The following is a 13,207-nucleotide window of genomic DNA, read 5'->3' on the forward strand; positions in this document are numbered from 1 at the left end:
TACAAAGTTCGATCATTTTGTAGGTGTTTTTTATTGTCAGCTTTATATTTCGCTAAAGCACGCAGTTAGTGCACTTTAAGAAAAAAAGAATTTTCTAAAACCCATGATCTTCAACTAAAGCACCATGACTCATGATCCCTTTTTATTTGTCCATACTTCCTTTGTTATAGATCTTATGTGGTAGATTCCAGTTAAAATAGACACTTAATATCCTTAACATAGCGATTATGATTAACAGAGAAAATGTAGCATAGGGGCCACGTATCCAATCCAAACCAATGACAAGACCTGCTAATACTGCCCAAAAGGCATAGATTCCAGAACAAAAAATCATCGGTTTTCGACCTGCGAACACATCTCTTATCATCCCGCCACCTGTACCTGTCATGCAAGCTGCTATAATTACTGCCATTAATGGTGCATCAATAGATACAGCATAATTTGCACCTTGAATGGCGAAAGCTGCTAAACCAATGGCATCAAAAAACACCACACTGTTTTTCCATTTACTAATCCATTTATTCGGAAATATATAAACCATAGTAATAGCCAAAAATGCGATTTCAAATAAATAACCTTGTATCCAAAAGTTTTCAATTGGTATCCCAATCAATATATTACGTATGAGACCGCCTCCGAATGCTGTCGTAAACCCTAATACGTACATACCGAATAGATCATAATCCTCTTCTATAGCGATAAGCACACCACTTATTGCAAAAGCAACGGTACCAATAATATTAAGAATGTCCCATGTCAAATTAATTCCTCCTATCCTCTCTGGACCGATTTAAGCATAAAAGAGTCGCTCAAATAGTAAATATTGAACGACTCTACTGTTTTATTAGCATGCTGATGAAATATTTTAATAGTTCTAGCTAGTTCTGCTTTCTAACAAACTCCTTAATTCCAATTTTATCTACAAGAACAATATCTCTTATGTAAAAAATACCCTAAAATACTGCTGTTTAAACTAATTCCATCGTTTTACCTAAATTAATTTCTAGATCAATACAAAACCACCTATGAAATAGCAATCGTTTTCATAGGTGGTTTATAAATTGTTTAAACAATAATCTTTGGTTTTCTTTGTTCCAAAACTGGTTCTTTCCATTCTATTTCTTCGCCCGTTTCAATATCAAGGAATGTACTTGTTTCATTAAACCATCGATCTGGTGCTTGGTGTCCCCAGAACGTTTGACGAAGTGGGTCATTTAGATCCCAACGTTTTGGTATTAAATCTGGATCACTTGTTAAGTAATCACCTGTGTACAGCTCTATGCGATGCCCATCTGGATCTCTCAAGTAGAGGAAGAAAGCGTTAGATAATCCATGACGTCCTGGTCCACGTTCAATAGAATCTGCATAGCCCATACTCGCTAAAATGTCACAACAATCGAGTACGCTTAGTCGATCTGATAGTGTGTATGCAAAATGATGTAACTTAGGCCCAGGACCACTCATAAAGGCTTGATCATGAACAGTTGGTTTTCGATAAAGCCATGCTGCCCATAATTCACCATCTTCCGTATCTGTATATTCAGAACACGAGAATCCTAGTTGGTTTACAAAGAAATCATAAGCTTTTTGAACATCGGGTACTGCACAGTTAACATGGTCAATGCGCTGTATTTTGGCTCCATGATATAGGTCGTAGCGTTGCAGCATCCGGTCAACAGTGATCATTTCCGCAAAAAATTCTAATGGAATCCCAGAGACATCATGGACTCGAAGGGTTCTTCCCATTGCATGCTGCTCGCCTTTTGCCATCCACTTTGTTTTGAGACCCTTCGAGATAAATAGCTTTTCAATTTCATCGAGATCCTGTTCTTTTATCACTTTATAACTTATTACTTCTACAGCAGCTTTTTCTGCTTTTTTCAATAATAAACTATGATGCGAATGTTCTTCTAAACCTCGTAAATAGATATGATTGTCATCCCTTTCTGTTTCAATCATGCCTAAACCATCCACATAAAATTTACGGGACACCTCCAAATCCAATACATGAAGAACAGTTCGTGCGAATCGAATGATTGAAAAATCCACCGTGTTCACCTTACCTTCCACTATTTTTTCCCGAATTGCTGTATATGATGGTCAGCAATTGAAACATGGATAATTTTCTGTTCCGTATAAAAATCGAAGCCGTAATGTCCACCTTCACGTCCGATTCCAGAGGATTTTGAACCTCCAAAAGGGGTTCTCAAATCACGAACATTTTGAGCATTGATCCAAAGCATTCCAGCTTCTACTTTATGCGCAACACGGTGACCTCGTTTAATATCGTTCGTCCATACATAACCCGCAAGTCCATATTTAATATCATTTGCCAACTGAATGACTTCTTCTTCATCTTTAAATGTCATGACAGTCAGTATAGGACCGAAGATTTCCTCTTGTGAAACGCGCATGTTATTTTTGGCATTTAGAATAAGCGTCGGTGCAACAAAGTTCCCTTTTGCAAGTTGTTGTGGGATGTCTCCTGTAATGACTTCTGTACCTTCTTCATTTGCAATTTCTAAGTAACCTTTCACCTTGCTGTAATGCTCTTTATCAATTAATGGTCCCACTTCTGTATTTGTGTCTAGTGGATCACCAATTTTAATATTCGCAACACGAATCTTTAAAGCTTCAATAAATCTATCTTGGATTCCTTCCTGTAAAAACAAGCGTGAGTTCGCCGTACATCTTTCCCCGTTAAATGAATAGATTCCCCAGACACAAGCATCTAAAGCGCGGTCAAAATCAGCATCCTCAAAAACAATAATGGGAGATTTTCCACCAAGTTCCATGGAGCAGCTTTTCATTGTATCCGCACTATTTTTTATAATCGATGAACCCGTAGTTGTTTCCCCAGTGAAAGAAATAAGTTGGACATCAGGGTGTTTTACAAGCGCATCGCCCGCAATTTCCCCTCGGCCATGAACAACGTTGAAAACGCCTTTTGGAAGATCCGCTTTATGAATCACTTCCGCTAATAGATTTGCTGAAAGTGGAGAAAGTTCTGCCGGCTTTAAGACAACTGTATTACCAGTAGCAAGTGCTGGCGCCACTTTCCATGTTTCTAGCATGAAGGGAGCATTCCATGGTGTGATTAATCCTGCCACCCCTACAGGTGCATGAATTGTATAGTTGATAAATTCATCATCTACTTGATAGGCATCACCAACCAATCGATTTTCTACCATTCGAGCATAAAATCGGAAGTTTTCGGAAGCACGACTTACCATCTTTCTCGTTTGACTGATAGGAAGCCCTGTATCAAGTGCTTCTAAGTAAGCGATTCGCTCAATTTCTTCATCAATCAAATCGGCTATACGGTAAATGTATGCCAATCTTTTAGTGAGCTTCATCGTTTTCCATGGACCATGATCAAAAGCAACTCGCGCAGCTGCAACCGCTTTATTTATATCATCCGATTGCCCTTCCGCAACTTCATTAATTTGTTCATTTGTAAATGGATTCATATTTTTAAACGTCATTCCACTTATAGAGGTTGTAAATTCTCCATTTATATACAGTGAAATATCCTTTTGAATTTCATGTTTAAAAGAAGCTAACTTCTGAGAAGATACCAAACTAATCACCTAATTTCTTTATTATAGTTTTAAAACTGATTCCTTAGGCAAAATGGCAAGATCAATTAGTGATTGCCGAACTTCTTCTTGTATTGTTCGTGAAGGTAATCCTAAAGGTAAGCGGAGCTTTGGAGTAATTTTGCCCATCATGCCGAGTGCCACTTTAACCGGTGCAGGGTTTGTGTCTCTAAATAGCGCATCATTTAATGGCATTAATTCAAAATGAAGATCCTGTGATTTTGCAACATCTCCAGCTTCCCATGCATTGTACAGCTCTGCTACTTTTGCAGGCTCGACATTTGCTGTAGCACTAATGAACCCTGCTCCTCCAATTGCAAGCATTGGGTAGCAAAGTAATTCAATTCCTGAAAATAGTAGAAAATCTCTACCACAGTTTAGTAGCACCCGATTTACGTGCTCAAAGTCTTTATTTGCTTCTTTGACACCGATAATATTTGGGCAATCTTCTACTAACCGCTTCATCGTGCTCACTTCCATATTGACAGCTGATCGACCTGGAATGTTATAAATAATGATTGGTGTTTCTACTGAATCTGCTACCGTTTTAAAGTGCTGATAGAGTGCTTCTTGATTCGGTTTATTGTAGTAAGGCACGATAACCATGGCAGCATCAGCACCTAGCTCTTCTGCATATTTCGTTAACTCCATTGTTTCATCATGATTGGTAGACCCTGTTCCTGGTGCAAAAAACACCCGTCCATCTATCGCCTCTTTTGCAAGTTTCATTATCCTTTTTCTTTCTTCTATTGTTAAAGAACTTGGTTCGCCACTCGTACCTGTAACAGATATCCCATGACTGCCACTTTCAATTTGCCAATTGATCAGTTCGATCAATACTTTTTCGTCAATCGCACCACTTTCAGTAAAAGGTGTAATGACAGGACAAATAGAACCTTTTAACTTCTTTTTAGCTTCTTCATATGCCAATAGAATCTACTCCCTTTCTAGCTCTTTTAGTTCGCGATACTTTCCTTGACTAAATAATAAAGGTTCACCTTGATTCATTTTTACTCCAGTCACTTTACCAATAAAAATTGTATGGTCTCCGACTATATATTCGCTATGCAGTTCACACGTAACAACCGCTACCGTATCTTCTAGTATTGGTACATTTTTAAAGGAAGCGAATGTGATGTTGGATTCTGCAACTAGCTGACCTGCAAATTGCTTCGATTCGTTTTGCTGGTTAGTAGATAATATATTAATAGCAAATTGCTTCGAAACTTTAACATGCTCATGCATTTTTGCGTTTTTCCCGATACTAATTGCCACTAACTTTGGATTTAGAGAAACGGACATAAAAGCATTCGCAGTCATGCCAAAAATATCTTCCTCTATTTTTGTTGTAATGACGGTTACACCTGTTGCAAAACAGCCCATCGCATTTCGGAATAACCGATCATCAATCTCGTGATTTTCACTGTGCATCAGTCATCCACCTCTCTAGTTTTAGGAGACGTTAACTAGGTATTAGATTATTCCCGCTTCCTTTTTTGCTTTATTTAAAAAGTTTGTCACCATATCTTTATAAGGTTGCTTGTCAAAACCATCATAATAAGCATTCGACATTCTCACGGGATCCCCAAAGAAATAGTATTCGTAAAGTGCTTGGCGATTACCGAAAGCACTAATAGATATATCCCACGCTAAGCGGAATAGCTGTACTTTTTCCTCACCGTTTATATTTGCACCTTGTGTGTAACGATGGACTAACGGACCAACATCGGTGTTGCTGAAGTCGGCCTCTGTTGGCAGTGCCATTAATCCGGAAGCCCCTAGAATTTTAATGATTTCATTCATACGCTGATACATTTTTGGGAACCAGTTACGCGCTGCATTTAAAGGTTCAAAGTCAGGCGTCATATTGCCGTACTGATCGATTTTGGCATTATGTTCTGCTCTGTATAAATGCGAGCGCATCACCTCTAAAATAACCATGATTTCACTTGCTTTTTCTTTCACATGCATGAATTGATCAATACCAATTGCTTCCATCATACTTATAACGACACCTAGTATGAACTCTGTTTTTACGACGTTTTTCGAAATAACCTGATGCGTCATATGTATTACCGCATTTGTCTCGGCATACGTACGATTGCATATATTGGTACTTTCACATACAAAAACTCTTTCCCATGGAACTAATACATCTTCAAACGAAATAATGGCATCACTCTCATCAAACCTAGCGCCTAGTGGGTGATCCCATTTGCTTTTTCCATAGTCAAATGATTCACGAGATAGGAATTTCAAACCCGAAGTATTATTTGGAATTGCAAACGCAAATGCGAATGGATCATCCGTAGTTCCCGGTGTTTTATTTATAGTAGAAGGAAATACGACGAGTTCATCTGTAATACCTCCTAATGTAGCCAGGAGACGACAACCATTTACAATAATTCCATCTGGCGTCTTTTTTGTAATACGCGCGGATAGAAATGGATCTTTTTGTTCTGCTTGCGTTAACATGGATCGATTTACCTGAGGATGAATTAATGTATGAGTTAGACTAATGTCGTTTTCCCGTGCATATTCATAGTAATTTGCTGCATTTTTAGCAAACTGTTCACTTCCACCGCCCTCTTGCGCAAAAAACTGGCTAGCGGTTCCGAAAGCCATAATACTGGTATTCAAGTAGTCTGGTGAACGTCCCATCATGCCACCTGAAAAAGCCGCCCATTCGGTATGCATCTCCCGTCTTTTAAACAGATCTTCTTTCGTTTTAGGTGCAATAAAGGAAAGCCCAATTTTATTTCCAGTTGTAGGGGAAGTATAGAGCATTTTATCTGGCTTCTCATGTTGTAAATCGTATAGGCCTGCAATGCTTTCTACTACATTTTTAAATGCTGGATGTGTAGTTACGTCTTCCACTTTTCCCCCATGAATCCATACTTCCGTATTCTTCTTTTTAATGCCTTCGATATATTCTTTCCCCGTTCGAGCGCCCATTCTATTCCCTCCTCTAATTTTTATTTGTTAGGCTAAAATAGTTATTTTCGTAATTTTCAGAATAATAAATGTATAAAGATATATGAAATAATATATGATTATAGCTATAATTTCACATTTTACTATTCAAATCTGGTATGAATATTATTTTGTTTATACGTACCAACTTCACTAAATTCAATAAGCTCCATGGACAAAGCTAAGTACCTTTTGGACATTAATATGGAGAAATGCTCTTTCATTACTTTAAATAGTGTATGACAAACTTCTTGCTTCATTTCCTCAGAACGTCCTGCGCCAATTTTTAGCACTGCATGGACGAATGCGTCATCCTCTGCTCCATCCGCCACTCGATAGTCTTTTAACTCAATCGCTCTTGAGCGAATACCTCCTATTGGAAAAACAGGGGCTCGTGCAATCAACACTCGATGGATTTCCTCCAACAACTTGGCGAGATTCGCTTCCTCTTTAATGTTATCCGTGTATTCCACAATAAAATGCGGCAAATAAATTCTCCCCTTTTGTATTATCGATTTGTAAAGGATTCATCTCCGATTATAGTATTTACTAAGCGACCAATTCCCTCGACTTCCGTGACAACTACATCTCCAACAGTAGTATTTACTGATCCTTTAGGAGTGCCTGTAAGAATGACATCATTTTCACTTAATGTCATAAAGCTACTTAAATAAACAATAAGCGAAGGAATATCAAAGATCATATCAGCTGTTGTTCCTTCTTGAACCAGTTTATTATTGACATGTGTAGTTATCTTTAGATTCATGGGGTCCGCGATATCTGTTCCATCCACTATCCATGGCCCGAATGGTGTACAAGTATCACGATTTTTCACTCGAAGATTAGGACGGTAATAATTTTCTAAATAATCTCTGATGGCATAATCATTTGCAACACTGTACCCCTTAATATATTTGTATGCTTCATCTTTTTTCACATGTCTAGCTGTTTCACCGATAATTACAGCGAGTTCACATTCATAGTGCATATAAGTGGCATCTGCTGGACGTCGCGTATATGCTTGGTGCCCAATAAACGTATTCGGTCCTTTTAAAAAGACAAGTGGTTCTGACGGGGCATCAAATGAAAGTTCTGCTGCATGATCCGCATAGTTCAGCCCTAATGCAAACACCGTGCGCGGCACAATCGGTGTAAGCCAAGTGACTTCATTTCCGTCTACTATTCGGCCATCATCTAACTTTAGTCTCCCTTCCCATTCAATCGCTTCATGAATGGCACCCCCATATGCTATTCGCGCTTTTCTCATCTCTTCCCTCTCCCATTTATTTCACTTTCATCCACAATCATATTTTCTAAGCACCCAATCCCAGCAATTTCGATTCGTACTTTATCTCCTACCTTGGCTTGTGGAGCGTCTTCAGGTACTCCTACGAGTAATACATCTCCAGGACTTAATGTCATGAACTCCGTGACATCTGCAAGTAGGCGAGAGACCGAACGGATCAAATTGGAAGTCGAATTTTCTTGCTGGAGAATATCATTAATAAATACGCTTATGGTCAAATCATCTGGGTTCTTCACTTCATGACAATCTATAATCCATGGTCCCATCGGACAAAATCCATCACGTGCTCTATATTGAATTCCTGGTCGGTAAACGCTTTCATTCGGCACACTGACATCGTTCACGATTGTATAGCCAGCTACGTAAGTTAATGCATTCTTTTCATCAACTGCAACCGCTAACCTCCCTATTACTATTCCGAGTGCTGCGCCCATCTCCAATTTCTCTATTCCTGGGGGCATGGGGATTGCTGCTCCATAATGATTGAATGTATTTGCTGGTTTAATATAAAGAATAGGAGCGATAGGCGGCGAACTATATGGTTTGTTATTAACAGCATCTCCCAATTTTTCAAGTGCCCCTTTATAGTTCAGTAGCGTACCATAAACTGTACCGATAATCGGGTTGTCGAACTGTACTTCATTACTACTTAACACACTGTTCCCTAAAACAACTGTATTCGTACTTGTTTGCACGTCCACTAATGCTAAATTACGGTCCCCTAATACTTTGATCCTTGCCCTGCTCATACGTTTCACTCCTTTAACTGCCAGGCTATTTTTCAATAGCAACACAACTATATTTCCTAAGAAATACAAACTACGATGCACAAAAAGGGCACCTTTCTTCTAGGATGAAGTTTTCAAACCACAAACTATAAAAATAGGTGTCCCTACAATTCAGAAGGTATATTATACTGATAACAATGCTTTATCACTAGTTAATTTCTCGCCACGAATCCGTTGGAATTCATCCATCAGCTTCGAAATGGTTAATTTTTTCTTTTCTTCTGCTTCTATTTCTAAAATGATTTGGCCTTTATCCATCATAATAAGCCTGTTCCCTAAATCTAGGGCCTGTTGCATATTATGAGTAATCATTAGTGTAGTGAGCTGATCCTTTTCCACTAGCTGCTTTGTTAAATTAGTAATTAGTTCTGCACGCGATGGGTCTAGTGCGGCAGTATGTTCATCCAGAAGTAAAATAGACGGTTGTGTAAAGGTAGCCATTAATAGAGAAAGGGCTTGCCTCTCTCCACCAGAAAGCATACCTACTTTTGCATTCAATCGATTTTCCAGGTTTAAATGAAGCGTTTCAAGTGATGTACGGAAAAATTCACGACGTTTCTTATCTACACCCTTTTTTAATGAGCGTTTTTTGTTTCTTGAATAAGCCATTGCCAAGTTTTCCTCAATCGTCATCGTAGGAGCGGTCCCTGCCATTGGATCTTGGAATACTCTACCAATCATTTGAGAACGCTTATATTCCGGCATTTTTGTAACGTCTTCATTAGCAATTTCGATTACACCAAAATCAGGAGAAAGAGCGCCGGAAATCATATTCAACATAGTCGATTTCCCAGCTCCATTGCTTCCAATCACAGTCATAAAATCACCAGGATTTAACTGAAGATTGATTTGATCTAATGCAATTTTTTCATCAGGTGTTGATTCATTAAACAATTTATTAATCTGACTGAGCTTTAACAACGACGTTCCCCTCCTTCATTAGCAATCGTTTTTGCTCTGCTAATCGTTCCGCATGGCGTTTTGCTTTCCTATTTTTTTCCCGCTGCTTTTCAAAAAATTGGGGCAAGATTAGCGCGCAAATGACAATAACTGCGGTAATTAGTTTCATATCTCCCGTATCAAGAAAGTCCACTCTAAGTGCTATGCCAAGTACAATTCTATAAATGATGGCACCAGCAATTACTGCAAATGTTGTTCGTACAATCGTTTTCGTACCAAATATTGCCTCACCAATAATAACGGAAGCGAGTCCAATAATAATCATTCCAATACCCATTCCGATGTCAGCAAATTTTGCATACTGAGCGATCAATGCTCCGGAGAAGGCTACAAGTGCATTGGAAAACCCTAGGCCAACAATAATGAGCGTATCTGTATTAGCAGATAAACTACGAATCATTTTCTTATTATCGCCAGTAGCTCTTATCGCAAGACCTACTTCGGTTTTCAAAAACCAATCAACGATAAATTTTATGATTAAAACAATAATAATCATGATAAACACTGTCCCCCAGGTGGAAGGCAAGTACTGAAACCCTTGATTACTAAAGAAATTGTTAATGGCTGTATCGATGCCTAAGGAACCCCAAAATGTTTGGAACTTACTAAACATTGTTTCAGCATTTAATAAAGGTATATTCGGACGGCCAATGGAATTTGGAGACGTCAGCCCCATTATGCGTAAATTAATGGAATACAAGGCAATCATCATTAATATTCCAGAAAGCAGTGCATTAATTTTTCCTTTTGTATGTAGGAGACCGGTTACACATCCAGCAAGAAAACCGATAACTATAGCTACTGTCGTAGCTACTACCGGATGATATCCAGAGATAATCATTGTGGCAGCAACCCCAGCTCCTGTTACAAAACTACCGTCCACAGTTAAATCCGGAAAATCTAGCACTCGGAATGAAATATACACTCCAAGTGCCATAATTGCATAGATGATTCCTTGCTCCACAGAGCCAAATACAGCTGTAAACATATAGAATCACCTCCTATTCAACAAGCTCAGCTTTCCATTCATCTTTGATATCGAGTCCTAAAATAGAAGCCGTTTTTTTATTCATAACTAGTTTTAAATTTTGTGGGATCTGAACTGGTAATTCAGCTGGCTTACTTTCGCCTTTTAAGATTTTGACTGCCATTTGTCCAGCTTCGTAGCCAATATCATAATACTCAAAGCCGTAAGCTGCTAACCCGCCTCGTTTAACAGAGTCAAATTCGCCTACCATCACCGGGATTTTATTGTCGTTTGCGACTGAAATGACAGATTCAAGCGCGGAAACAACCGTATTATCTGTAATGATATACATAGAGTCTACTTTACCAATTAATGATTCAGCTGCTTGCTTTACATCTGCTGAAGTAGCAACAGACGCTTCCACAACAGTCATATCCATACCTTTTAACATTTCTTTTACTGCATCTACTTGAGCACGTGAGTTTTGCTCTCCAGAGTTAAACACCATTCCAACCTTTTTCGCACCTAATTGTTCTTTTAGGAACTTCATTGTATCGGAAATTGCATCAGGATGAGCATCAATGGTACCTGTTACATTACCTCCTGGACTTTCCATAGATTTAACGAGTTCTGCTCCAACTGCATCTGTTACAGAAGTAAAAACGATTGGAATATCCGATGTAGCACTGGCAGCCGCTTGAGCACTAGGAGTAGAGTTTGCAAATATTAGATCCACCTTTGCACTGACAAGATTCGTCGCTATTGTTGTGTTAGCACTATTATCCCCTTGAGCGATTTGTGTATCATATTCTGCATCAATTCCAGCATCTTCTAAAGCCTTTTTAAAACCATCGTAAGCTGCATTAAGTGATGGGTGTTCTACAATTTGAGTGACACCAATTTTATATTTCTTCGAGGATGCCGTTTTTTCCCCGCCACCACCACATGCTGCCAGTATTAATGTTGTACTGAAAATAACAGCCATCATTATTTTCCATCTGTTCTTCATTTCATTTCCCCCTCATCAAGCTGTTTTATTTAGTAGTTATTTGAACCCAACGCACGACACTTTACTACTAACTCAATAAAAATCAGTTCAGATGTTTTTGAATGTTCTGATTTATTAATTGTTTATTATACATTTTCTTTCACTACTTTGATAGAGTTTTTTTATTAGATTTTAATATAGTCAGCCTTATTAACAGTGGTAGAGTGAATGGATTGACCGATTAACCCCTCCACCGCTTCAAGTAGTGCTTCATTGAATGCTGGATGTGCATAGTGGGGGAATTTAATGTCTTCTTCTTTTGCGGCCATTTCAAGCAACTGTATAAAGGACCCAGACATTTCAATAGCCCCTTCACCAATCATATGAATCCCATGAATAATTTCTGTAGTTGAATCAGAAATAACTTTAATCAACCCATCCTTTTTACCAGTGATGGTTGCATAACCGTTAGCACCAAGAGCAAATTGACTGACACGAATAGCCAATCCGTAATTCCGTGCACTTTGTTCCGTAAGGCCCACAGAAACGGCAGGCGGAATAGTATGTGCAACAACTGGCATAAATGTAAGGTCAACTTCCGATTGTTCACCTGCAATGGATGCCGCAGCAGCTTTTCCTTGTTTGATTGCTTTAACTGCGAGCATTGGACCTTCCGTTACATCACCAATTGCATAGATGGAAGGTATCGATGATTGCATATTTCCGTCTATCTTTATAAAGCCCTCATCTGTTTGCGCAATTCCAAAACGTTTTATTCCTAGAGAATCCAAGTTAGGTTTCCTTGTTCCGGAAACGAATAGATGAGATCCACTAATTGTTTCTTCTACATTTTTATCTGTTAGAAAAGATATCGTAATACCATCTTTTGTTTCATTAACAGAAATTAATTCCATTTCTTTATACACTTTAATTTTGCGTTTTTTAAATAAACGACTTAACTCTTTATTAATAGTTTCATCGAAAGGAAAGCCTGCTTCGTAATCTACCACCATACTGACTTGTGTACCTAATGCCGCAAAACTGGAAGCCACTTCAAGGTCAATGTAATCTTGGCCTCTTATAATAATGTGGTCTGGTAACTGATCCAATTTATATAGTTCATGAGGAAATAATATCCTTTCCCCCTTTTCTTTAATAGTAGGCGGCAAAATTGTGGAACTACCTGTTGCAATAATAACTTGCTCAAATTCAAAAATATCGAATTGATGGCCATTTTCTACACCAATTTTGTCTATTGCGAGAAAAGTAGCTTTCCCATTTATTATTTCAATCTTGTTTGATTTACATAGACTTTCTACGCCAGTCCTAAGCTGATGGATGACTTTAGACATATAATTACTCAGCTTTTTTATATCGAAAAGGTTATCTGCATTTCCAATTCCAAGATCTTGTAAATGAGCGTTTTCTGAGCGTTTAGTTGCTGCATGTGTAAAAATTTTAGAAGGAATACATCCTTCATTCAAACAAACGCCACCCATTTGAGCCTGTTCAATGATTGTGACCGAGAGACCAAGCTGTGCAGCCCTTATCGCAGCACTGTAACCGCCTGGTCCTCCACCAATAATAATGAGATTTCGTTCCTGGCTGATTTCCCCAACAACCATT

13 protein-coding genes are annotated in these 13,207 nt (G+C 38.5%); all 13 read right to left on the minus strand.

Features of this window, described 5'->3' with window-relative positions:
- Positions 1-142: 142 nt before the first annotated feature.
- Positions 143-760, minus strand: a complete 618-nt coding sequence (locus ACIQYS_RS03675) for a trimeric intracellular cation channel family protein (RefSeq protein WP_402975083.1) — start codon at positions 758-760, stop codon at positions 143-145.
- Positions 761-1,065: 305 nt separating this feature from the next.
- Positions 1,066-2,049, minus strand: coding sequence for a 3,4-dihydroxyphenylacetate 2,3-dioxygenase (gene hpaD, locus ACIQYS_RS03680; RefSeq protein ID WP_402975086.1), 984 nt, complete (start codon positions 2,047-2,049; stop codon positions 1,066-1,068).
- A gap of 20 nt (positions 2,050-2,069) precedes the next feature.
- Positions 2,070-3,590 carry a 5-carboxymethyl-2-hydroxymuconate semialdehyde dehydrogenase gene (gene hpaE, locus ACIQYS_RS03685; protein ID WP_402975089.1) on the minus strand — a complete coding sequence of 507 codons (1,521 nt, stop codon included), beginning with the start codon at positions 3,588-3,590 and terminating at the stop codon, positions 2,070-2,072.
- A gap of 12 nt (positions 3,591-3,602) precedes the next feature.
- On the minus strand, positions 3,603-4,529 hold the full coding sequence (hpaI, locus tag ACIQYS_RS03690) for a 2,4-dihydroxyhept-2-ene-1,7-dioic acid aldolase (RefSeq protein WP_402975093.1): 927 nt from the start codon (positions 4,527-4,529) through the stop codon (positions 3,603-3,605).
- Between the two features lie 6 nt (positions 4,530-4,535).
- Positions 4,536-5,030, minus strand: coding sequence for a flavin reductase family protein (locus ACIQYS_RS03695; RefSeq protein ID WP_402975098.1), 495 nt, complete (start codon positions 5,028-5,030; stop codon positions 4,536-4,538).
- Between the two features lie 42 nt (positions 5,031-5,072).
- Positions 5,073-6,554 carry a 4-hydroxyphenylacetate 3-monooxygenase, oxygenase component gene (gene hpaB / locus ACIQYS_RS03700; protein ID WP_402975101.1) on the minus strand — a complete coding sequence of 494 codons (1,482 nt, stop codon included), beginning with the start codon at positions 6,552-6,554 and terminating at the stop codon, positions 5,073-5,075.
- A 122-nt stretch (positions 6,555-6,676) separates the two neighbouring features.
- A complete protein-coding gene (locus ACIQYS_RS03705; RefSeq protein ID WP_402975104.1) occupies positions 6,677-7,060 on the minus strand; it encodes a 5-carboxymethyl-2-hydroxymuconate Delta-isomerase in 384 nt (127 codons plus the stop codon).
- A gap of 20 nt (positions 7,061-7,080) precedes the next feature.
- A complete protein-coding gene (locus tag ACIQYS_RS03710) occupies positions 7,081-7,839 on the minus strand; it encodes a fumarylacetoacetate hydrolase family protein (RefSeq protein ID WP_402975107.1) in 759 nt (252 codons plus the stop codon).
- Positions 7,836-8,627, minus strand: a complete 792-nt coding sequence (locus tag ACIQYS_RS03715) for a fumarylacetoacetate hydrolase family protein (RefSeq protein WP_402975110.1) — start codon at positions 8,625-8,627, stop codon at positions 7,836-7,838. The genes ACIQYS_RS03710 and ACIQYS_RS03715 overlap by 4 nt, the downstream gene beginning before the upstream one ends.
- 162 nt (positions 8,628-8,789) lie before the next feature.
- The gene (locus tag ACIQYS_RS03720; protein WP_402975113.1) at positions 8,790-9,587 is read right to left on the minus strand and encodes an ABC transporter ATP-binding protein; all 798 of its coding nucleotides are present in this window, start codon (positions 9,585-9,587) and stop codon (positions 8,790-8,792) included.
- On the minus strand, positions 9,565-10,614 hold the full coding sequence (locus ACIQYS_RS03725) for an ABC transporter permease (RefSeq protein ID WP_402975116.1): 1,050 nt from the start codon (positions 10,612-10,614) through the stop codon (positions 9,565-9,567). Before ACIQYS_RS03725 ends, ACIQYS_RS03720 begins: the two co-directional genes overlap by 23 nt.
- Before the next feature lie 13 nt (positions 10,615-10,627).
- Positions 10,628-11,602 carry an ABC transporter substrate-binding protein gene (locus ACIQYS_RS03730; protein WP_402975119.1) on the minus strand — a complete coding sequence of 325 codons (975 nt, stop codon included), beginning with the start codon at positions 11,600-11,602 and terminating at the stop codon, positions 10,628-10,630.
- A gap of 164 nt (positions 11,603-11,766) precedes the next feature.
- A complete protein-coding gene (locus tag ACIQYS_RS03735) occupies positions 11,767-13,206 on the minus strand; it encodes a dihydrolipoyl dehydrogenase family protein (protein ID WP_402975122.1) in 1,440 nt (479 codons plus the stop codon).
- Position 13,207 lies beyond the last annotated feature (1 nt).

The sequence above is a fragment of the Psychrobacillus sp. NPDC096426 genome (assembly GCF_044762745.1).
Lineage (GTDB): Bacteria > Bacillota > Bacilli > Bacillales_A > Planococcaceae > Psychrobacillus.

Coding starts and splice junctions, on each gene's coding strand:
- ACIQYS_RS03735 (WP_402975122.1), bottom strand. CDS start 13,206: ATGGTTGTTGGGGAAATCAGCCAGGAACGAAATCTCATTATTATTGGT.
- ACIQYS_RS03725 (WP_402975116.1), bottom strand. CDS start 10,614: ATGTTTACAGCTGTATTTGGCTCTGTGGAGCAAGGAATCATCTATGCA.
- hpaB (WP_402975101.1), bottom strand. CDS start 6,554: ATGGGCGCTCGAACGGGGAAAGAATATATCGAAGGCATTAAAAAGAAG.
- ACIQYS_RS03715 (WP_402975110.1), bottom strand. CDS start 8,627: ATGAGCAGGGCAAGGATCAAAGTATTAGGGGACCGTAATTTAGCATTA.
- ACIQYS_RS03730 (WP_402975119.1), bottom strand. CDS start 11,602: ATGAAGAACAGATGGAAAATAATGATGGCTGTTATTTTCAGTACAACA.
- ACIQYS_RS03695 (WP_402975098.1), bottom strand. CDS start 5,030: ATGCACAGTGAAAATCACGAGATTGATGATCGGTTATTCCGAAATGCG.
- ACIQYS_RS03710 (WP_402975107.1), bottom strand. CDS start 7,839: ATGAGAAAAGCGCGAATAGCATATGGGGGTGCCATTCATGAAGCGATT.